Genomic DNA, 20,378 nt, shown 5'->3' on the forward strand with positions numbered 1-20,378 from the left:
GTTGCAACAAATACAGGGGCGTCGCCAAGCGGTAAGGCAGCAGGTTTTGATCCTGCCATGCGTTGGTTCGAATCCAGCCGCCCCTGCCATTTTCCTATACTCATCCAGGTTACCCTCAGCCTTCAGGTACTGCGCGTGTCCAAGATGATGGTCTTTACGGGGAACGCTAACCCCGATCTGGCTCGGCGTGTCGTACGTCAGCTGCATATCCCTCTCGGTGACATCTCTGTCGGTAAATTCTCCGACGGCGAAATTACAGCCGAGATCAATGAAAACGTCCGCGGTAAAGACGTCTTCATTATTCAGCCGACTTGCGCTCCGACCAACGATAACCTGATGGAACTGGTAGTGATGGCTGATGCCTTCCGCCGCTCCTCGGCTACTCGTATCACTGCTGTTATTCCTTACTTTGGTTATGCCCGTCAGGATCGCCGTCCGCGTTCCGCACGTGTGGCTATCAGCGCGAAAGTCGTGGCTGACATGCTTACCGTAGTCGGCATCGACCGTGTTCTCACGGTTGATCTGCATGCTGACCAAATCCAGGGTTTCTTCGATATTCCGGTAGATAACATCTACGGCTCCCCGGTTCTGGTGGATGACATCGAAGATCAGCGCTTCGAAAACCTGATGATCGTGTCCCCGGACATTGGCGGCGTCGTGCGTGCACGTGCCGTTGCCAAATCCCTGGGCGTGGATCTCGGGATCATCGACAAACGCCGTGAGAAAGCCAATCACTCTGAAGTGATGCATATCATCGGTGATGTCGAAGGGCGTACCTGTATTCTGGTCGATGACATGGTCGATACCGCCGGCACCCTGTGCCACGCGGCCAAGGCCCTGAAAGAGCATGGCGCTGCCAAGGTTTTCGCCTACTGCACACACCCTGTGCTGTCGGGTCGAGCGATCGAAAACATCGAAAATTCCATGCTGGACGAACTGGTGGTGACTAACACCATCCCGTTGTCCGCTGCTGCACAAGCCTGCTCGCGTATCCGTCAACTGGATATCGCGCCGGTAGTTGCCGAGGCGGTTCGCCGCATCAGCAATGAAGAATCGATCAGTGCGATGTTCCGCTAAGGGCCCTGCCCTTCTCGAAATGTCTCGTTGACGAAAAGCGCCCCGCCCCGGCATTCCTGTCGGGGCGGGGCTTTTTTGCCCATATCGCCTTTAGCGCTGGTCGCAAACGCTGGGGCGAATGTGGTTATTTTGGAGATACAACATGAACGATTTTACCCTGAATGCTGAAGTGCGTTCCGACCTGGGGAAAGGTGCGAGCCGCCGCCTGCGTCGTCTCGCAAGCCTGGTTCCAGCTGTAGTTTACGGTGGCGAAAAAGCCCCTGAATCCATCAGCATGCTGGCCAAAGAAGTTGCCAAACTGCTCGAAAACGAAGCGGCTTACAGCCACATCATCGAGCTGAACGTTGGTGGCACCAAGCAGAACGTCGTGATCAAAGCCCTGCAGCGTCACCCGGCCAAAGGCCACGTGATGCACGCTGACTTCGTACGCGTAGTAGCTGGCCAGAAACTGACCGCTATCGTTCCAGTGCACTTCATCAACGAAGAAGCACCGACCAAGAAAGGCGGCGAAATCTCGCACGTTGTTGCCGAGATCGAAGTTTCCTGCCTGCCGAAAGATCTGCCTGAGTTCATCGAAGTCGACCTGGCTAACGCTGAAATCGGTTCGATCATTCACCTGTCGGACCTCAAGGCTCCTAAAGGCGTTGAGTTCGTGGCCCTGGCACACGGCGATGACAAGGCTGTTGCCAACGTCCACGCTCCACGTGTTGCTCCAGAAGCTGCAGAAGGCGCTGCAGAGTAATTTTACTCTGTACGCCGGAGTGACCGGAAACATCGCGGACTAGAGCATAGCGAGAAAGCGGGCGAGAACGCGGAGTTTACATCATGGTAAATGAGCAATTTTCGTCCACTTTCGCCGCTCTCCCTGATTGCGGCGATGTTATCCACCACTCCAATGAAGGGCCCCTATCGTGACTGCCATCAAACTGATCGTTGGCCTGGGTAATCCAGGCGCTGAATACGAACAGACCCGGCATAACGCAGGGGCCCTTTTTGTTGAGCGCATCGCGAACGCACAAGGCGTGAACCTTGTGGCGGACCGCAAATATTTCGGCCTGACCGGGCGCTATTCGCACCAAGGTCAGGATGTTCGTCTGCTGATTCCCACCACGTACATGAACCGTAGCGGCCAGGCCGTGGCGGCACTCGCCGGTTTCTTCCGCATCACGCCTGAAGAAATCCTCGTGGCGCACGACGAACTCGACCTGCCACCCGGCGTTGCCAAACTCAAGCAGGGCGGCGGCCATGGCGGTCACAACGGGTTGCGCGACATCATTGCGCAACTGGGTAATCAGAATACCTTTCATCGCTTGCGGCTAGGCATTGGCCACCCGGGCGTTGCCAGTATGGTTTCAAATTTCGTCCTGGGTCGTGCGCCACGCGCCGAACAGGAAAAACTCGATGCCAGCATCGACTTTGCCCTCGGCGTGCTGCCGGATATCCTCGCCGGGGAATGGAACCGCGCGATGAAAAACCTGCACAGCCAGAAGGCCTGACTCTTATCCGAGGGGAAACACCATGGGATTCAATTGCGGCATCGTCGGCCTGCCTAACGTCGGCAAGTCCACCCTGTTCAACGCCCTGACCAAATCCGGGATCGCGGCCGAGAACTTCCCCTTCTGCACCATCGAGCCGAACAGCGGTATCGTGCCGATGCCGGATCCGCGTCTGGAAGCCCTGGCGGCCATCGTCAATCCAAAACGCATCCTGCCGACCACCATGGAATTCGTCGACATCGCTGGCCTGGTCGCTGGCGCGTCGAAAGGTGAAGGCTTGGGCAACAAATTTTTGGCCAACATCCGCGAAACCGATGCCATCGCCCACGTGGTCCGCTGCTTCGAAGACGAGAACGTGATTCACGTCTCCAACAGCGTCGACCCGAAACGCGACATCGAAATCATCGAACTGGAACTGATCTTCGCCGACCTCGACAGCTGCGAGAAGCAACTGCAGAAAGTCGCGCGCAACGCCAAGGGCGGTGACAAGGACGCAGTGGTCCAGAAAGGCCTGCTGGAGCAACTGATCGCTCACTTCACCGAAGGCAAGCCAGCGCGCAGCCTGATGAAGAACATGGGTGCCGACGAGAAAGCGGTGATCAAGGGCTTCCACCTGCTGACCACCAAACCGGTCATGTACATCGCCAACGTCGCTGAAGACGGTTTCGAGAACAACCCGCACCTGGACGTTGTACGCGCCATCGCCGAAGAAGAAGGCGCCGTGGTTGTACCGGTGTGCAACAAGATCGAAGCGGAAATCGCCGAGCTCGATGACGGCGAAGAGAAAGACATGTTCCTCGAAGCCCTGGGCCTCGAAGAGCCTGGCCTGAACCGCGTGATCCGCGCTGGCTACGAAATGCTGCACCTGCAGACCTACTTCACCGCCGGTGTCGAAGAAGTCCGCGCCTGGACCGTCCGCGTCGGCGCCACCGCACCACAAGCCGCTGGCGTGATCCACACCGACTTCGAAAAAGGCTTCATCCGCGCCGAAGTGATCGCCTACAACGACTTCATCCAGTACAAGGGCGAAGCCGGTACCAAGGAAGCCGGTAAATGGCGCCTGGAAGGTAAGGATTACATCGTCAAAGACGGCGACGTGATGCACTTCCGCTTCAACGTCTAACGTTATACAGAGCTAAGCACCCGCCCAAGAAAAAGCCGCGTTTGATACGCGGCTTTTTTGTGCCTGAAATACTCATCCGCCACACCACCGAACCACTGTGGGAGCGAGCCTGCTCGCGAAGGCGGTGTATCAGCCACATGTATGTCGACTGACACTCCCTCTTCGCGAGCAGGCTCGCTCCCGCAGGGGGATTGGTGTTGGATCAGGCCTTTTTGGTTCGCGGCAAGAAGATCGCCAACACCCCGAACAACGGCAGGAAGGAACACAGGTAATACACGTACTCGATGCCGTGAATGTCCGCCAGATGGCCCAGCAACGCCGCGCCAATCCCGCCGAAGCCGAACATCAAGCCGAAGAACACCCCGGCGATCATCCCGACATTGCCCGGCACCAACTCCTGGGCGTACACCACGATGGCCGAGAACGCCGAGGCGAGGATGAAGCCGATGACTACGCTGAGGATGCTGGTCCAGAACAGGTCGACATGGGGCAGCAGCAATGTGAACGGTGCAACGCCGAGGATCGAGAACCAGATCACCGCCTTGCGCCCGATCTTGTCGCCGATCGGCCCGCCGAAGAATGTCCCCGCCGCAACCGCGCCCAGAAACAGGAACAGGTGCAACTGCGAACTGGCCACCGACAGGTCGAACTTCTCGATCAGGTAGAAGGTGAAGTAGCTGGTAAGGCTCGACATGTAGAAATACTTGGAGAACACCAGCAACCCGAGTACCACTAGCGCATTGGTCACTCGGCCCTTGGACAGGCCGTGAGTCGCCGCCTGACCTTGCTTGAGCTTGAACAGGTTCAAGTGGTTGGCGTACCAGCGGCTGATCCGGTAGAGCACGAACAGCGCAAACACCGCGAACAGGCCGAACCAGGCCACGTGCCTTTGACCGTAGGGAATGATGATCGCCGCCGCCAGCAACGGGCCGAACGCCGAGCCTGCGTTACCGCCGACCTGGAAGGTCGATTGCGCCAGCCCGAAGCGCCCGCCCGAAGCCAGGCGCGCCACGCGGGACGCTTCCGGGTGGAAGGTCGATGAGCCGATGCCGATCAGCCCCGCCGCCAACAGAATTAGCGGGAAACTGGCGACCACCGACATCATCAAAATGCCGACCAGGGTGCAGACCGTACCCGCCGGCAACAACCACGGTTTGGGATGGCGGTCGGTGTAGTAACCGACCCACGGCTGCAGCAGCGAGGCCGTCAACTGGAACGTCAGGGTGATCAGGCCGACCTGGGTGAAGGTCAGGCCATAGTTGGCCTTGAGCATCGGATAGATCGACGGCAGCACCGACTGGATCAGGTCGTTGATCAAATGCGCCAGCGCTACCGCGCCGATGATGCGCATCACCAGGGGACTGCTTTGGGGCGTAGCGGACGCCGGCACTGAGCCGGACTGGGCGTTGCTGATAGCCATGGGAATTTCCAGACAACAGGAGGTACAAACGTGCAGGTGCGTCAATGTGCCATTTTTCGGTGCGGCAACGCCATCCCCTTAGCCTGCTAACGACCTCGATTTTCATCGCCACAAGGTTGATGGCGCAAAGCCATGGTCTGAATCTTGCCTTCCTTGTCGGCTTGAACGCGGCTTCCTTACAAAGGAGACCGACAATGGGAAGTTTCGCCACAGAGTCGGCCTACAGAGCGGACAAGGGTGAACTTTCGAGGCCTTTTTAGAGGGCACGAGTCGGGGGTGCGACAACCTCCGACGCACGCCAAGAGTGCGTGGTGTCCAGAGGAGTCATGGGGCATGCAGGCTTTTTTATCACCGGGGATCGGGCTGCTGGGGCGTTTTGGCTTCGCACGCAAATTCCAGCTGTTGTTTCTGCTGTTCATCCTGCCGCTGGCCGGCAGCCTGTGGATGATCGGCCAGGACTATCGCGACAAACTCAGCCTGATCTCCGGCGAACGCGCCGGGGTGCGGCAACTGCTTGCGCTCGATGCGCTGGATGACCTGCTCGCTGCCCAGCGTGATCGCGCCGCCCGCTGGCGCGCCACGGAAACCAATCGCCAGCCAACGCCGGCCACCCTCGCCGCGATGGCCGCCTTCGATGCGGTTCAGCCCGCCGTCAGCCAGGCCACTATCGAGCTGGGCCAGGCCCTGCAAAAAGAAAGCGCCGAGGGAGAAACCCTGTCGCGTTATCAGGCCCTGCAAACCGCCCTCGATGGCCTCGACTCAAAAAGCCTGAGCAATGTCGGCTGGTGGCCCGATGGCTACGATCGCTTCACCAACGCCTTGAGCGCCCTGCAAGCCTTGCGCGAGCAGATCGCCATGGACAATCGCCTGACGCTGGCACCGTGGCTGGAAACCTACTTGCTGACGCAGATCTCCACCCAGCATGCGCCAGACCTGATCGAACGGGTCGGTCGTCTGGCGGCGGTGGGCCAGGCGTCGGTGGTGTCCGGGCAGTTCACCCTGCAAAGCCGCCTGCAACTGCGCGACTTGCGCAGCCGCATCGGCGATGCGCGAGAGCAGCTGGTGAAAACCGCAGGCCTGCTCGAAGCGCGCTTGCCTGGCGCCCTGCAAACCTGGGCCGGGCAATACCATGACAGCCTCAAGCGCCTCGATGCGGGCCTGAAGGTGCTGGATGATGGCGTGTTCGGCGGCAGCATCAACCTCAAGCCGGAGGACTTCGAACGCAGTCTCGATGCCCTGCTCTCCGACCTCGCCTCGTTGCGCCAGCAGTCGCTGGTGTCGCTGGATCAACGCCTGGATTACTACCACGACTCGGCGATCCGCCAGTTCATTGTGGTGGCCGCCGTGTTGGGCTGCCTGCTGTTGGCCGCGCTGTATCTGTTCATCTGTTTGCAGGCCTCGATCCGCCGCAGCGCCAGCGGCATCACGGTACTGGCCGAGGCCTTGCGCGATGGCAATCTGAGCCTGCAAGTGCCGGTTCAGGGTCGAGACGAACTGGCAGTCATCAGCACAGCGCTGAACGTCGCCGTGGTGCAACTGCGCACCAGCCTGCAAGGGGTAGATCATGAGACCCTGCAACTGAGCAACGCAGTGCAAGCCCTCAACCATCACTCCAGCGACGCCCTGGGCGAAGTCGAAGCCCAGCAGTTGCAGATCAGCCAGATTGCCGCTGCGGCGACACAACTGGCCGCGACCTCTCAAGGGGTGGCCCACAGTTGCGAACAGGCGTCCGGCAGCGCCCAGCACACCCGGCGCATTGCCGCCGACAGCAGCCGTGACAGCCAGCGCACCACCGCGAGCATCCAGCAACTCAATCAACGCCTGAACGAGACCGCTGCGGCGCTGGGTCGGGTCAGCGAGCAGGGACAGCAGATTCAACTGGTGGTCGACACCATTCGCGGCGTCGCCGAGCAGACCAACCTGTTGGCACTCAACGCCGCCATCGAGGCGGCTCGGGCGGGTGAGCAAGGGCGTGGCTTCGCGGTGGTGGCCGATGAAGTGCGCAGCCTGTCGCAACGCACGCAATCGTCGACCGCACAGATTGCCGGCACGGTCGACAGCCTGCGCAACACAGTGAATGAGGCCGTCAGCCTGATGCAAGCCGCGTGCAGTCAGGCAGAGTCCGATGCGCAAGCGGTCACCGGCCTCGGTGAACGGCTCGGGGAAATCGCCAGCGCGGTACAGAGCGTCACCGATACCCTGGCGCAAATCGCCACGGCGGTGGAGGAACAGGCCAGTACCGCCGACGAGGTCAGCGGCAACATCCAGCAGGTCGATCAAGCGGCGGTGCGCCTTCTTGAAGGTGCCCGCGCGGTGAACCAGGCAGCGGACACCCTGAGCCACGGCAGCAAGGCCCTCAGCGCCAACACCGGGCGTTTCCGCTTGAGTTGAGTCCGCCAGGACTTCTCAGGCGCGGATCACCGCCTCCGGGAAGTCCTGCTCCAGTTCGCTCTTGAGCCAGTCGATAAACCACGCCACATCCGCCGAGAGCTCGGCGGACGGCGTCAGCACCCGATAGCTTTCCAGCTTCACTTGCGCGTCCACCACCCGCACCAGCTTGCCGCTATGGAGTTCTTCGCGCACCAACACTTCGTTGGCCAGCGCGATGCCCTGCCCGCTCTCGGCCACCGACAATGCGTGATCATTGTTGACATAGAGCATGTCCGAATTGAGGTGGATGTCGAGGTCGTTGGCGGCGAACCACAGGTTCCACCACTCGCCGTCATCGACGTGGATCAGGTTGTGTTTCACCAGGTCCGCGGGGCTGTCGATGGACTCGACGCTGGCCAGATAATCGGGGGAACAGATCGGAAACACCCGAGGACAAATCAGGCTGGTACGGGAGTGGGCATATTGGCCGTCCAACCCGTAGACGATACCCAAGTCAGCGCTTTTGCCATCCACTTCGGTGAAGGTCGAATTGGGTTCGATGGCGAACTTCAAGCCAGGGCGCAGATGACGCATGGCCTCGATGCGCGGCATCAGCCAGCGCTTGGCGAACCCCGGCACCACCATGATGCGCAGCCAGCGTTCGGCGTGTTTTGGCTGCGCCTCTTTTCCGGCCTCGATGATCAGCTGTAAGGCGGCGGTGATCTTGCGGTGGTACTTCTCCCCCGCCGTCGTCAGGTTGACCCCGCGAGAGGTGCGCTCGAACAGTTGGATGCCCAGCCAGTCTTCCAGCAACTTCACGTGACGGCCGATGGCCGGCTGGGTCACGTGCAGGGCCTTGGAGGCTTCGACATAGCTGCCCAACCGGGCCGCGGCATCAAAGGCACGCACCGCGTTGAGCGGCGGCAAACGGTGGTCAGGCATGGTTTCCGGGCGCCTTTTGCTGTTAAATTTTTTAACAGCCACTATGTTAAAATTGAAGTTTCGCCCCCGCAACCCCTCGCTGATAATCGATCCACAGCAGAACAAAAAAACAGCTGGTTACAACACCCGAACGCAATCTCGATCCTGCCCAGAAAAATAATATCCATGGCCCGACGGCACAGCTGCTTTCAGCAGGTGCGCAGGCGATGGGGGAATCGGAGGTAACGCATGAATGCCCTGCATTCGCTGCAAACGCTGGCGGTGTCCATCCGCTCAGTGCGCAAAGTCTACGGTGATCCAAAGACTGGCCCGGTGGCGCTCAAAAGCATCGACCTGGACATTCGCGACAACGAATTCTTCACTCTTCTTGGCCCTTCTGGCTGCGGCAAAACCACGCTCCTGCGGATGATCGCCGGGTTCGAATTCCCTACCGAAGGCGAGATTCTGCTCTACGGTGAAAACATCGCCGACCGCCCGCCGTTCCAGCGCCCGGTCAACACGGTGTTCCAGCATTACGCGTTGTTCCCGCACATGACCATCGCCGAGAACCTGGCCTTTGGTCTTGAGTCCCACCCGATGGGCAAAGTCCTGAACAAAACGCAAATGGCCGAACGGGTGCGCGAGATGCTCGCCCTGGTGCAGATGGAGCGCTTTGCCAACCGCAAGCCGGCGCAACTGTCCGGCGGTCAGCAACAGCGCGTGGCCCTCGCTCGTGCATTGGCGCCGCATCCCAAAGTCTTGCTGCTCGACGAACCGCTCTCGGCGCTGGACCTCAAACTGCGCCAGGCCATGCGCGAAGAGCTGAAAACCATTCAGGCCCGCACCGGCATCACCTTCATCTTCGTCACCCATGACCAGGAAGAAGCCCTGACCATGTCCGACCGCATCGCCGTGTTGTCCGAAGGCGAAGTGCAGCAGGTCGGTCGTCCGGAAGACATCTACGAACGCCCGCGCAATCGCTTTGTCGCGGACTTCATCGGTGAAACCAACTTCATCGAAGGCACGGTCACCCGTGTCGAAGACGGTCTGGCCTGGTTCGCCGGCCCCGCCGGACATCCGCTGCCTGCGCAGCCGTGCAGCGATGTGCGAGTCGGTGCCAACGTCGCACTGTCCGTGCGCCCCGAGCGTTTGCATCTGGTGCCAGCCACCACTGAAAACGCTCTGCCGTGCCGGATCGAAGCGCAGATCTACCTCGGCACCGACCTGCAATACCAGGTCAGCCTGAGCGACGGTTCGCGCCTCACCGTGCGCACCCCCAACTGCGTCGACCAGAGCAAACGCTTCGCCGTCGGCAGCCAGGCCGGTCTGTTGTTCGACCAGGGTAGCGCCAGCGTCCTGCACGATTGAGCACGAGGAATTGCCATGCACGCTTTACCGATTGCCAACACGCTGGAACGTCGGCGGGCCTTCCAGAGCTTTCTCGGTGTCAGCCCGGCGCTGATCGCCATCGGCCTGTTTCTGATCGTGCCGATCCTGATCGTCATCGGTTACTCGCTGATGGAGGCCAACCCCTACGGCGGGGTGAACAAGGTTTTCAGCAGCGACGCCTACACCTCGCTGCTGTTCGAGCGGCAACTGGACGACAGCCTGGCCTTTGCCGACTCCTACCTGATCATCGCCCTGCGCTCCATCGGCATCGCCGGGCTGACCACCCTCATCACTTTGCTGATCGGTTTTCCGGTGGCGGTATGGCTGGCCATGCAACCGGCCCATCGTCGTGGCTTGCTGATCTTCCTGATCACCGTGCCGTTCTGGGCCAACCTGCTGATCCGCACCTATGCGTGGATTCTGCTGCTGCGCAACACCGGGGTGATCAACAACAGCCTGATGGGCCTCGGGGTCATCGACCAGCCGTTGCAACTGCTCTACACCGACGGCGCGGTACTGCTGGGGCTGGTTTATACCTACGCGCCCTTCGTCGTGCTGCCGATCTACGCCACCCTGGAAAAAATGGACATCCGCCTGCTCGAAGCTGCTCAGGACCTCTACGCCGGACGCGTTCGAACCCTGCGCAAGGTGGTGTTGCCGATCGCCAAACCGGGAATTCTCGCCGGCGCCATCCTCACTTTCGTGCCCTGCCTGGGCGCGATGATCGCCCCGGAACTGCTCGGCGGCGGCACTCGGATGATGCTCGGCAACCTGATTTTCCGCCAGTTCAGCGATGCACGTAACTGGCCATTCGGCGCGGCCCTGTCGCTGGTGTTGATGGCGGCGGTGATGTTGGTACTGACGGTTTATGCCTTGCGTGCCGAGCGCCAGCGCATCGCCAAAGGAGGTGCATGATGATCGGCCTGTTCAAACGCAATACGCTGGGCGTGCAGGACTTCCCCGGCTTCGGCGGCTTCAGTTTCCTGTTCTACCTGTACCTCTACGCGCCAATCGTGGTGCTGGTGGTGTTCTCGTTCAACGCCAACCAGTCGGCCACGGTGTGGACCGGTTTCAGCCTCGACTGGTATCGCGCGGCTTTCGCCAACCAGGCCCTGCGCCAGGCTGCTGGCAACAGCCTGTTGATCGCGGTCTGCGCCAGCATGGTCGCCACGGCCATCGCCACCCTCGCCGCCCTCGGCACTTCACGGGGTGCGAAGTTCAAGGGCCTGCAACTGTCCATGGGCGCGATCATGTTGCCCTTGGTGCTGCCGGAAATCGTGGTCGGCGTCGCCACCCTCGCGCTGTTCTCCACCATCGGTCTGTCCCTGGGCTACGGCAACCTGATCATCGCGCACACGGTGTTCTGTATTCCGTTTGCCTTTCTGCCGATACGGGCACGCCTGAACGACATGGACCTGTCCCTGGAACAAGCCTCGGCCGACCTGTATGCCGGCCCATGGCGGACCTTCCGCAAGGTCACCCTGCCGCTGCTGATGCCAGGAATTTTCTCCGGGCTGATGCTGGCCTTCATCGTGTCACTGGATAACTTCGTGATCTCGATGATGGTCTCCCAGGCCGGCACCACGACCTTGCCGATCTTCATCTTCGGCCTGTTGCGCATGGGCGTGACACCGGACGTCAACGCCGTCTCAACGCTGATCCTGGGCGTCTCGGTGCTGTTCGTTACGCTCTCTTATCTGCTGGGCAAAAAGAAAACCTGAACCTTCTACGCACTGTGGGGAAATAGCATGAGCAAGTTGATTGCAAGCATCGGCACTTCGTTGTTCCTGACTTTACCGCTGACCATGGTCGGCAGCGTTCAGGCCGCGGAAAAACTCAACGTGGTGAGCTGGAGCGGTTACTTTTCGCCGGAGATTCTCGCCAAATTCCAGAAGCAGACCGGCATCGAAGTCACCGTCGACTCCTACGATTCCAACGAAACCCTGCTGGCCAAATTGAAACAGGGCGGTGCCGGTTATGACGTGGCGATCCCCTCGCACCAGTTCGTGCCGATCCTGATCAAGGAAAAGCTGCTGGAGCGTTTCGACCCGGTCAACGAGCCCTACTACGCCAGCGTCGTCGACAACCTGAAAAAACCCACCTGGGACCCGGAAGGCGCCTATTCCGTGCCGTTCATCTGGGGCACCACCAGCGTGGTGCTCAACACCGAGCGCTACAAGGGCCCCACCGACAGCCTCAAGGCGCTTTACGAGCCGCCGGCCGAACTGCAAGGGCGGATCAACATGTTCGACTCGGTCAGCGACGTGGTGGACATGGCCAGCCTGTACCTGAACATTCCGCTGTGCAGCGAAGACCCGAAGCAGATGCAGCAGGTCCTGACCCTGCTCAAGGCGCAAAAACCCTTCGTCAAGACCTACAGTTCCAAGGCCGGCTCGATCCGCGAAAACCTCGCCTCGGGTGAAATCGACATGTCGACCTTCTGGGGCGGCTCGTCGATGCGCGCCCGGGAGATGAAACCGAGCCTGAAATACCTGTACCCGAAAGAAGGTGTACTGGCCTGGGTCGACAACATGGTCATCCCGACCGGCAGCAAGAACCCGGCGAACGCCAAGGCCTTCATCGCGTTCCTCAGCCAGCCTGAAAACGCGGCGATGACCCAGAACTTCCTCAAGCACCAGAGCCCGATCAAGGGTGTGGAACCGTTCCTCGACGCGGGCCTGAAAGACGCCCCGGAACTGCACATTCCCGAAGGCACCAACGTGGTGTTCAGCAAGACCTGCGGCGAAGGCGCGATCCGCCTGGCCGACCGTCTCTGGACCAACCTGATGCGTTGATCTCTACCGCCCCGACGCATTGGAGGGGCGTTTTTCCAGCCGTCTGAAAGGCCGCTTGCAATGAACTCCAATAACATCAGCGAACTGGTCCTGTTGCAGGCCCACGAGCTCGCCGAACGCATCCGCCTGCGCCAGGTTTCCTGCCGGGAAGTGATGCAGACTTATCTTGCCCATATCGAACGCTTCAACCCGCAGGTCAATGCGCTGGTGAGCCTGCAAGCGCCAGAAGACCTGCTGGCCCAGGCCGATATCCGCGACGCCGAACTGGCGAAAGGCCAATACCGTGGCTGGATGCACGGCCTGCCCCACGCCATCAAGGACTTGTCCCTGACCCGTGGCATCCGCACCACCCTGGGTTCGCCGCTGTACAAGGACTTCATCCCCGAGCGCGACGGCATCATGGTCGAGCGGATCAAGGCCGCGGGCGCGATCATCATCGGCAAGAGCAACACCCCGGAATTCGGCCTCGGCTCGCAGAGCTACAATCCGCTGTTCGGTGCGACCGGTTGCGCCTACGACCCGAGCAAGACCGCTGGCGGTAGCAGCGGTGGGGCGGCGGCGGCGCTGGCCATGCACCTGGTGCCGGTGGCCGACGGCAGCGACATGATGGGCTCATTGCGCAACCCGGCGGCTTTCAACAACATCTTCGGTTTCCGTCCCTCCCAGGGGCGCGTGCCCTTCGATGACAGTGCCGACCTGTTTATCGACCAACTCGGCTACGAAGGTCCCATGGCTCGCAGCGTGCGCGATGCCGCGTTGCTGCTGTCGGTGCAGGCCGGGGCCGATGCGCGGGCGCCACTGTCCATTGCCGAGCCCGGCAGCGCCTTTGCGGCACCGCTGGATCGAGACTTCAAAGGCACGCGTCTGGGTTGGCTCGGCGACTTCAACGGCTACCTGCCGATGGAACAAGGCATCCTCTCGCTGTCCGAGAAGGCCTTTTCCGACTTCGAAAGCCTGGGTTGCCACATTGAGCCCGCTCAAACCGAATTCGCACCAGAGAAGCTGTGGAGCAGTTGGCGGACATTGCGCCACTGGATGGTCGCCGGTTCGTTGGGTGCGACTTATGCCGACCCGCAAAAACGTGCGCTGTTGAAACCGGAGGCCTGCTGGGAAGTGGAGAACGGCCTGAAACTCTCGGCCAGTGAGGTGTTTGCCGCCTCGGTGACGCGCAGCGACTGGTATCGGGCGATCTCCAGGCTGTTCGAAAAATACGACTACTTGCTGCTGCCCAGCGCCCAGGTGTTCCCGTTCGATAAAACCCGACCGTGGCCCGCCTCCATCGAAGGCGTGACTATGGACACTTATCACCGCTGGATGGAGGTGGTGATTCCCGGCACCTTGTCCGGTTGCCCGGTGGCTAACGTGCAGGTCGGCTTCAACGCCAGCGGCCTGCCCATGGGCCTGCAAATCATCGGCAGACACCAGGCCGACTTCGCTGTCCTGCAACTGGCGCACGCGTACGAACAGGCCAGTCGCTGGTTCCAGCGCTGCCCTTCACCCCTGCTCAGAGGATAGATTTTGATAAACGGTTGAAAGCGCAGAGAAATATTTTAGATTTATGCTTGACGCATCCCCGTTACCGGTGAATAATGCGCGCCACTTGGCTACATAGCTCAGTTGGTTAGAGCATAGCATTCATAATGCTGGGGTCCGGGGTTCAAGTCCCTGTGTAGCCACCAAGTACCTGTTTACAGATGTCTCCATGAGTCTCTAAACAACCTCAAGAAGCCCGCCTAGTGCGGGCTTTCTTGTGTCTGGTGCATTTGTTTTGTCGCTCCATGTACCCGGACAGCCCTCGCCTTCGTGTATGCCTGCTTGCATGTTTCAGGTCGCGGCTACCGCTGCTGCCCAATTCACACAAGGCTTTGCGGCAACCGGACAAGGCCTGCCGCCTTTATGACGAACAAGGCCTCTGCCTGGAAGTGCATCCCCATGGCGGCTCATGACAAATACTGGGTTAGCCGAGGTACCGGCAGGCCCGCTGACTTGTGGCGCAATAGTGCATCAAGCGCGACTGGATTAACCCGTGACACTGTGCTCATCTTGCGCCAACTGCCAGTCATACTGTCGCCATTGATGCTGGTCCGAGACCTGTTTCAACGCTGGCGCGGGGTTGACGACACATGCATGCTGGACCACGTGTAAAAGCGGCAAATCATTCACCGAGTCACTGTAGCCATAGCTGCCTTGCAGGCTGTTGCCATGGTGCTTCAGCCACGCCTGCAAGCGCTCCACCTTGCCTTCCCGAAAACTGAGTACCCCTTTAGTCGCGCCGGTAAAGCTGCCTCCTTCCTGTTCAAGTTCGATGGCGATCACTTCGTCCACACCCAGCATGGCCGCGACACGGCGCACGATAAAGTCAGCCGTCGCGGAGATGATCAGTAGCTGGTTTCCCTGTTGGCGATGCCACTCGATTTGCCGACGTCCCGCTGGATATATGCGGGGAGCAATGAGGCTGAAGACAAAGTCATCAGCCCATCGCTCCACTTCGCTGACGGCCACTCCAGACAACGGTTGGAGCGTAAAGTCCATGTACTGCGCCATGGAGAGTTCGCCCAGATGATAGGCTTGCATCATCGCCTGCTCGGTGACCAGCATGTCGGCTGCGGCCACACCACGTAGCACCAGATAGCGCAGCCAGAGACTGGAGCTATCGCAATCGATAAGGGTCTCGTCCATATCAAAAATAGCCAAAACCGTCATGCGACCTCCTGCAGCTCTTCACGATTGAACAGCAGATCGAGCGGCGCGCCTGCCGGCAGCAAAGACCCTGAACTGCGATTGAGCATATCGACCATCAGCGAGCAGCCTTGCGCATCGACGTGGTAACGAATGACGTTGCCGAGCAGTTGATGGTGACGGACCGTGGCGCGGCACGGTGCACCCAGATGTGAGCCATAGCTACGGCCGGCTTGCGCCACATGGATCGCTTCCGGCCGGATTGCCAGTTGCCCTTGTATGCGCAGGCCAAGCAGTTGTTCCGCCTGACGGGCATCCAGCAGGTTGTAGCTGCCCATGAAGCGCGCGACAAAACCATTGGCGGGACGGGTGTAGATTGTCTCGGCGCTCCCTTCCTGCACGATGCGACCGCCATCCATGACAATGATGCGGTCGGACAACATCAGCGCTTCTTCCTGATCGTGGGTCACGAAAATAGTCGTCAGTTTCAACTGCGACTGAATCCGCCTGATCTCCTCCTGCAGGTTCTTGCGGATGCGCGCATCCAGTGCCGACAGGGGTTCATCCAGCAACAGGATGCGTGGCCGCACCACCAATGCCCTCGCCAGGGCGACACGCTGACGCTGGCCGCCGGAGAGTTGACTCACGAATTTGTTCTCGTGGCCCTGCAATTCAACCAGGCGCACCGCTTCGGTCACGCGCTGGAAGGTTTCATCGACACTGACGCCCTGCATTTTCAGGCCGAAGGCAATATTGCCCATCACCGTCAGATTCGGAAACAACGCATAGCTCTGGAAGACCATGCCGATACCACGTTTTTGCGGAGCAACATGGGTAATGTTATTTCCCGCCACCTGGATCTGGCCGCTATCGACGTCAGTCAAACCGGCAATGCAGCGCAACAAGGTCGACTTGCCGCAGCCACTGGGGCCGAGCAGGGTCACCAGTTCGCCTTCCTTGATATTGAAATGGATGTCGTCAAACACGCGGGTCTTGCCCGAGCCCTTGCCGTAGTATTTCGACAAGTTGGAAACTTCAAGATAATTCATCGCACAGTCCTATCGACTCAAGCGGGTGGCAATCCAGGTCACGCCCAGCGTAAATATGAAATAGCTCATCACCACGGCACTCATGAAATGGCCGCTGGTGGAGCGCACGGAATAGAGATAGACGTTCAAGGTTTCGTAACGGCTGCCCACCAATATGTTGGCGAACACGAACTCGCCCAGCAGGAAGGAGAACGAGAGAAACAAAGCGGCCATCAGGCCCTTGCGGATATTCGGCAAGATCACCCGCAAAAAAGCGGCGGGAGTGCTTGCCCCTAGCAGGTGCGCCGCATCCATCAGGTCACGCACGTTCAGCCCTTGCAGACCGTTGGCGAGTGCCCGGTACATGAACGGTAGGACAATCGTGAAATAACACCCGATCAATACCCACGGCGTACCGATCAGTGGAAGCGGGCCATCGGCATAAATCTGTAACAAGCCCACTGACGAGACCACAGGCGGCACCGCGAACTGGATCAGGATCAGGATGTTCATCCAACGATCCAGGTTCGGGAAATAATGGAACACCACAAATGCGGCAGGCACGATGACCACTGTGCTGAAGACTAATGTGCCCAGTGCAATCAACAGGGAGTGGCTGAATGCACTCAAGAACCGCGGCTCTTGCCACAACTTGAGGTACCAGTCGAACGTCAGCCCGTCGGGCAATATGGTTGCCCCCCAGTGCTGGGAAAATGAATACACCAGGGTCGCCAGAACAGGGACACTGAGTAGCGCCATCACGCCATACAGCACGAACTGGTGATAACGGTTAGTGTGCATGGTAGCTTCTCTTCATCAAGAGCTGGTTGACCATCGCCACGAGCACCAACATCGCCACCAGAAGCACGGACAGTGCTGCCGCCAGATTCGGTTCCAGAGAAATGTCCCCGGCGACCAGGCTGGAAATGCGGATGGTGACCAGGTTGTAGTTGGAGGTCATCAGTGCATACGCACTGGCATACGCCCCCATGGCGTTAGCCAACAACAATATGAAAGTACCGAGTACCGCCGGCAGCAGCACCGGCAATGCAACCAGGCGCCAGTAACTGGCACGGCTGGCCCCCAGCAAAGAGGCTGCCTCTTGCCAATCATCTTGCAGCGCATCAAAGGCTGGATAGAGCAACAACACCGCTAGCGGTATTTGGAAATAGCTGTAAATCAGCGTCAGCCCGGTCTGCGTGTATAGATTGAAATCAGCCAGCAAACCCCATCGCCGCAAGAGCAAGGTCACGGCGCCATTAGTTCCCATCACGATAATGAAGGCGAATGCCAAGGACACCCCACTTAGATTGCTGGCCATATTGGTGAATGCCACCGTCATGTCGCGCAGCGCGCAATCCACCCGTTTCAACGAAGCGGCGACCACCAACGCGATGGCTAATCCGATCAAGCTGGAGCAGACGGAAACCCAAAGGCTGTTACCAAAGGCCTGCCGGTAAAACGGGGAATGCAGGATTTCGCTGAAGTTCGCCAGCGACCATGCGCCATCAACCTGCACACTGTTGATCAGCAGCCAGGCTGTCGGTGCCAGTGAAAACAGCGCCAACACACATAACAAGGGCAATAGAACCAGCGCCGCTCGCCAGTGGCGAAAGCGTGGGTAATGCCGGTTGTCGAGAGTCACTGGTATTGCCAGCGGGTTCGATGCAGAAGTCATACAGCTAGCCATTCCGTGTTACATGGTTTTTGATAAGCGAGCGCGAAATATGGCCAGCGCAAACCTAAGTGCGGCCATTACCCTGCTCTCTGCTCTCTGCTCTTCTAATGCTCACTTCTAAAAACCGTAGCGAACGACCCAAGTCGCGCAGCAGGTTTTTAGAAGCGAACTAACGCGGGTGGAGTTACTTGTTATAAATCATGACTTGTTCTTGCCACTGCCGCGGTATGGCCTTGGTGGTTGTTTCCCATGCCGCGAAATCCTGGATCGGTTTGGCGTTGCGATACTGTTCAGCCGACAGCATCTTGTCCTTTACATCCTGTGGCAGGACGACGTCGCTGCGAATCGGACGCGCATAACCACGCGCCAGGTTAATCTGGCCTGCATCGCTGAAGATGTATTCACGCGCCAGCTTGGCGGCGTTCGGATGCTGTGCGTATTTGTTGATGAGGGTTGAATAACCGGCACTCACACTACCGTCAGTGGGAATGGATACCGTGAACTGGGATGGATCGATCTTGTCGCGATAGCTCAATGACGTGAAGTCCCATAACAGGGCAACTTCCACTTCACCTTTTTCCATGTTGGCGATACTCGCATCGGTCATGGAGAGCCGACCTTGTTTAGCCAACTCTGCAAATAACTGATACGCAGGTTGCAAGTTCTTTTCGTTGCCGCCATTGGCAATCGCCGCTGCCAGCAGAGCGCTATTGGCTTGCGCCGAGACGCCCACTTCGCCAACCGTCACCTTATAGTTGCCTTTGAGCAAATCACCCCAGTTCTTAGGCGGATTTTTGACCAGCTTGTTGTTGCTGATGAAGGAAATGGTCCCACTGTAAGCCACCATCCAATGACCGTCTGCGTCCTTGGCCCAAGCCGGAATTTCGTCCCAGGTGGTCGGCTTGTAGGCCTGGGTAACGCCCTTCCTGACGGCAATCGGGCCGAAAGATTGGCCAACGTCACCGATATCGCCTGATGCGTTCGATTTTTCAGCTTCGAATTTTGCGATTTCCTGCCCCGAACTCATGTCGGTGTCCTGATGTACCAGGCCGTATGTTTGCGTGATCTGAGCCCAGGTATCTTTCCAGTTTGCCCAATTATCCGGCATGCCCAAACTATTGACCGCGCCTTCTTTTTTGGCTGCGGCGACTAAAGCATCCAGCTCCGACTGCGCGTACGCACTGGAAACTGCAATCGACAAGGCACCTGCAAGCAAACTCGTAATCAGTATTTTTTTCATGGGATAGCCGTGTGGTATAGACCAGATTTGGGCGGAAACTGGATGCTACCCATAAGAAATGACCGAAATGTGACACTTGAGACGCTCCGACTCAGCCCCCTGATGCAATTGAATAGGCGTTAAGCACCTGGCCGGGATAGAACAGGGCTGTCGTTGCACCAAGGAATGTCTGTCGATGCCACGCACATTCACGCGCCCGGCACGACCAGAAACAACGATGGTAATCGGCACCAGAGCGCAAGCGCGGACGACGGTCTGAGCACCCGCTCCGGGCGATCAATCGTCAGAGGGACAGTGGGCGAGGTGTGCCCGAAGAGAGACAGTTGAGTCTCGTAAAGGTAATGAAATGATGAACTGGGATAATATCAGCGCTCAAAAATCATCCAGACCATCACCGTGACAGAAAAAATAACCACCCAAGCTGCCACCATCTATCACGCCCTGGCAACGCAAATCATCAATGGCACTCTGGCGTCCGGTAGCAAGCTTCCTCCCGAACGAGAGCTCAGCGACCTGTTTTCCACAACCCGCATCACGCTCAGAGAAGCCCTGCAAAGAATGGAAGCGGAAGGATCGATCTATCGGGAAAGCAGGCGCGGCTGGTTTGTTACCCCACCCCGACTGGTGTACAACCCCTTCACAAATTCGCTGTTCCACCAGATGGTCGAAAGTCAGGGGCGCAAGGCACTCACACAGGTCATTTCGACCAGTACGGAATTGGCGAGCCCGGAGTTATGCCTGAAGTTGGCGGTGCTGCCGTTAAGCATGCTGCACTGTATACGCCGTCTACGCTCAGTCGATGGGCGCCCCGTGATGTTTGTAGAACATTATCTGAAACCAGAGTTTTTCCCGGACATATTGAAACTGGACCTGACTCAGTCGCTGACATTGATTTACCGAAAACACTATGACATCCATTGCGGCCGCGCCACTTTTGATATTTACCCGACCGCGGCGCAGGCCAGCGTGGCGAATTATCTCAATCTGCCGGAAGGCAGTCCGCTGTTAATGATAATTCGCGTCAACTATGATCAGCATGGACAGATTCTTGATTGCGATCGCGAGTTCTGGCGTCATGACGCAGTCCGGATTTCCATGGATAGCCAAACACTGCATCCAGACAAAGTAGCTTGACCATCGAAAACCTTACCCGCTGGAAACC

At 58.9% G+C, this 20,378-nt stretch carries 18 protein-coding genes and 2 tRNA genes; 13 read left to right on the forward strand and 7 right to left on the reverse strand.

What is annotated here, in order from left to right:
• Positions 1-14 precede the first annotated feature (14 nt).
• The 5 genes from AC3ITY_RS27900 to ychF all read left to right on the forward strand — a co-directional run bounded on the left by AC3ITY_RS27900 (position 15) and on the right by ychF (position 3,696).
• Positions 15-89, forward strand: a tRNA-Gln gene (locus AC3ITY_RS27900).
• Between the two features lie 46 nt (positions 90-135).
• Positions 136-1,077: a ribose-phosphate pyrophosphokinase gene (locus tag AC3ITY_RS27905; RefSeq protein WP_003208392.1), complete on the forward strand. Its 942-nt coding sequence runs from the start codon at positions 136-138 to the stop codon at positions 1,075-1,077.
• Positions 1,078-1,219: 142 nt separating this feature from the next.
• A complete protein-coding gene (locus AC3ITY_RS27910) occupies positions 1,220-1,819 on the forward strand; it encodes a 50S ribosomal protein L25/general stress protein Ctc (protein ID WP_008046051.1) in 600 nt (199 codons plus the stop codon).
• A 169-nt stretch (positions 1,820-1,988) separates the two neighbouring features.
• A complete protein-coding gene (gene pth / locus AC3ITY_RS27915; protein ID WP_008153430.1) occupies positions 1,989-2,573 on the forward strand; it encodes an aminoacyl-tRNA hydrolase in 585 nt (194 codons plus the stop codon).
• A gap of 22 nt (positions 2,574-2,595) precedes the next feature.
• Entirely contained in the window at positions 2,596-3,696 is a 1,101-nt protein-coding gene (gene ychF / locus AC3ITY_RS27920; protein WP_489306171.1) for a redox-regulated ATPase YchF, read from the forward strand.
• A gap of 202 nt (positions 3,697-3,898) precedes the next feature.
• Here the strand turns inward: ychF and AC3ITY_RS27925 are convergent, their stop codons facing one another.
• Positions 3,899-5,116: an MFS transporter gene (locus tag AC3ITY_RS27925; protein WP_489306173.1), complete on the reverse strand. Its 1,218-nt coding sequence runs from the start codon at positions 5,114-5,116 to the stop codon at positions 3,899-3,901.
• Positions 5,117-5,449: 333 nt separating this feature from the next.
• On the opposite strand from AC3ITY_RS27925, the gene AC3ITY_RS27930 reads away from it, so the two are divergent.
• On the forward strand, positions 5,450-7,507 hold the full coding sequence (locus AC3ITY_RS27930) for a methyl-accepting chemotaxis protein (RefSeq protein ID WP_489306174.1): 2,058 nt from the start codon (positions 5,450-5,452) through the stop codon (positions 7,505-7,507).
• Positions 7,508-7,522: 15 nt separating this feature from the next.
• Here AC3ITY_RS27930 and AC3ITY_RS27935 read toward each other — a convergent pair whose 3' ends face one another.
• Entirely contained in the window at positions 7,523-8,428 is a 906-nt protein-coding gene (locus tag AC3ITY_RS27935; RefSeq protein ID WP_489306176.1) for a LysR substrate-binding domain-containing protein, read from the reverse strand.
• A gap of 228 nt (positions 8,429-8,656) precedes the next feature.
• Here AC3ITY_RS27935 and AC3ITY_RS27940 point away from each other — a divergent pair, with 228 nt between their 5' ends.
• The 6 genes from AC3ITY_RS27940 (at position 8,657) to AC3ITY_RS27965 (ending at position 14,270) form a co-directional block, all read left to right on the forward strand.
• Positions 8,657-9,775, forward strand: coding sequence for an ABC transporter ATP-binding protein (locus AC3ITY_RS27940; RefSeq protein ID WP_489306177.1), 1,119 nt, complete (start codon positions 8,657-8,659; stop codon positions 9,773-9,775).
• A 15-nt stretch (positions 9,776-9,790) separates the two neighbouring features.
• Positions 9,791-10,711: an ABC transporter permease gene (locus AC3ITY_RS27945; RefSeq protein ID WP_007981819.1), complete on the forward strand. Its 921-nt coding sequence runs from the start codon at positions 9,791-9,793 to the stop codon at positions 10,709-10,711.
• The gene (locus tag AC3ITY_RS27950; RefSeq protein ID WP_178120847.1) at positions 10,711-11,517 is read left to right on the forward strand and encodes an ABC transporter permease; all 807 of its coding nucleotides are present in this window, start codon (positions 10,711-10,713) and stop codon (positions 11,515-11,517) included. Before AC3ITY_RS27945 ends, AC3ITY_RS27950 begins: the two co-directional genes overlap by 1 nt.
• 27 nt (positions 11,518-11,544) lie before the next feature.
• A complete protein-coding gene (locus AC3ITY_RS27955; RefSeq protein WP_489306178.1) occupies positions 11,545-12,591 on the forward strand; it encodes an ABC transporter substrate-binding protein in 1,047 nt (348 codons plus the stop codon).
• 60 nt (positions 12,592-12,651) lie between these two features.
• Positions 12,652-14,106 carry an amidase gene (locus AC3ITY_RS27960; RefSeq protein ID WP_489306180.1) on the forward strand — a complete coding sequence of 485 codons (1,455 nt, stop codon included), beginning with the start codon at positions 12,652-12,654 and terminating at the stop codon, positions 14,104-14,106.
• Between the two features lie 87 nt (positions 14,107-14,193).
• Positions 14,194-14,270, forward strand: a tRNA-Met gene (locus tag AC3ITY_RS27965).
• A gap of 340 nt (positions 14,271-14,610) precedes the next feature.
• Here AC3ITY_RS27965 and AC3ITY_RS27970 read toward each other — a convergent pair.
• From AC3ITY_RS27970 to AC3ITY_RS27990, 5 genes are all read right to left on the reverse strand, one after another.
• Positions 14,611-15,294, reverse strand: coding sequence for an HAD family hydrolase (locus AC3ITY_RS27970; protein WP_489306181.1), 684 nt, complete (start codon positions 15,292-15,294; stop codon positions 14,611-14,613).
• Entirely contained in the window at positions 15,291-16,319 is a 1,029-nt protein-coding gene (locus tag AC3ITY_RS27975) for an ABC transporter ATP-binding protein (RefSeq protein WP_489306182.1), read from the reverse strand. Before AC3ITY_RS27975 ends, AC3ITY_RS27970 begins: the two co-directional genes overlap by 4 nt.
• Before the next feature lie 9 nt (positions 16,320-16,328).
• On the reverse strand, positions 16,329-17,099 hold the full coding sequence (locus tag AC3ITY_RS27980) for an ABC transporter permease (protein WP_223442545.1): 771 nt from the start codon (positions 17,097-17,099) through the stop codon (positions 16,329-16,331).
• Entirely contained in the window at positions 17,089-17,976 is an 888-nt protein-coding gene (locus AC3ITY_RS27985) for an ABC transporter permease (protein WP_489306183.1), read from the reverse strand. The genes AC3ITY_RS27980 and AC3ITY_RS27985 overlap by 11 nt, the downstream gene beginning before the upstream one ends.
• A gap of 184 nt (positions 17,977-18,160) precedes the next feature.
• Positions 18,161-19,216 (reverse strand): ABC transporter substrate-binding protein, encoded by a 1,056-nt coding sequence (locus tag AC3ITY_RS27990; RefSeq protein ID WP_489306184.1) that lies wholly within the window; start codon positions 19,214-19,216, stop codon positions 18,161-18,163.
• Between the two features lie 396 nt (positions 19,217-19,612).
• Here AC3ITY_RS27990 and AC3ITY_RS27995 point away from each other — a divergent pair, with 396 nt between their 5' ends.
• Entirely contained in the window at positions 19,613-20,350 is a 738-nt protein-coding gene (locus tag AC3ITY_RS27995) for a UTRA domain-containing protein (RefSeq protein ID WP_223454699.1), read from the forward strand.
• Positions 20,351-20,378: the final 28 nt, after the last annotated feature.

This window comes from Pseudomonas sp. GL_091, from assembly GCF_057837725.1.

Coding starts and splice junctions, on each gene's coding strand:
- AC3ITY_RS27910 (WP_008046051.1), top strand. CDS start 1,220: ATGAACGATTTTACCCTGAATGCTGAAGTGCGTTCCGACCTGGGGAAA.
- ychF (WP_489306171.1), top strand. CDS start 2,596: ATGGGATTCAATTGCGGCATCGTCGGCCTGCCTAACGTCGGCAAGTCC.
- AC3ITY_RS27925 (WP_489306173.1), bottom strand. CDS start 5,116: ATGGCTATCAGCAACGCCCAGTCCGGCTCAGTGCCGGCGTCCGCTACG.
- AC3ITY_RS27930 (WP_489306174.1), top strand. CDS start 5,450: ATGCAGGCTTTTTTATCACCGGGGATCGGGCTGCTGGGGCGTTTTGGC.
- AC3ITY_RS27935 (WP_489306176.1), bottom strand. CDS start 8,428: ATGCCTGACCACCGTTTGCCGCCGCTCAACGCGGTGCGTGCCTTTGAT.
- AC3ITY_RS27940 (WP_489306177.1), top strand. CDS start 8,657: ATGAATGCCCTGCATTCGCTGCAAACGCTGGCGGTGTCCATCCGCTCA.
- AC3ITY_RS27945 (WP_007981819.1), top strand. CDS start 9,791: ATGCACGCTTTACCGATTGCCAACACGCTGGAACGTCGGCGGGCCTTC.
- AC3ITY_RS27950 (WP_178120847.1), top strand. CDS start 10,711: ATGATCGGCCTGTTCAAACGCAATACGCTGGGCGTGCAGGACTTCCCC.
- AC3ITY_RS27955 (WP_489306178.1), top strand. CDS start 11,545: ATGAGCAAGTTGATTGCAAGCATCGGCACTTCGTTGTTCCTGACTTTA.
- AC3ITY_RS27960 (WP_489306180.1), top strand. CDS start 12,652: ATGAACTCCAATAACATCAGCGAACTGGTCCTGTTGCAGGCCCACGAG.
- AC3ITY_RS27970 (WP_489306181.1), bottom strand. CDS start 15,294: ATGACGGTTTTGGCTATTTTTGATATGGACGAGACCCTTATCGATTGC.
- AC3ITY_RS27975 (WP_489306182.1), bottom strand. CDS start 16,319: ATGAATTATCTTGAAGTTTCCAACTTGTCGAAATACTACGGCAAGGGC.
- AC3ITY_RS27980 (WP_223442545.1), bottom strand. CDS start 17,099: ATGCACACTAACCGTTATCACCAGTTCGTGCTGTATGGCGTGATGGCG.
- AC3ITY_RS27985 (WP_489306183.1), bottom strand. CDS start 17,976: ATGACTTCTGCATCGAACCCGCTGGCAATACCAGTGACTCTCGACAAC.
- AC3ITY_RS27990 (WP_489306184.1), bottom strand. CDS start 19,216: ATGAAAAAAATACTGATTACGAGTTTGCTTGCAGGTGCCTTGTCGATT.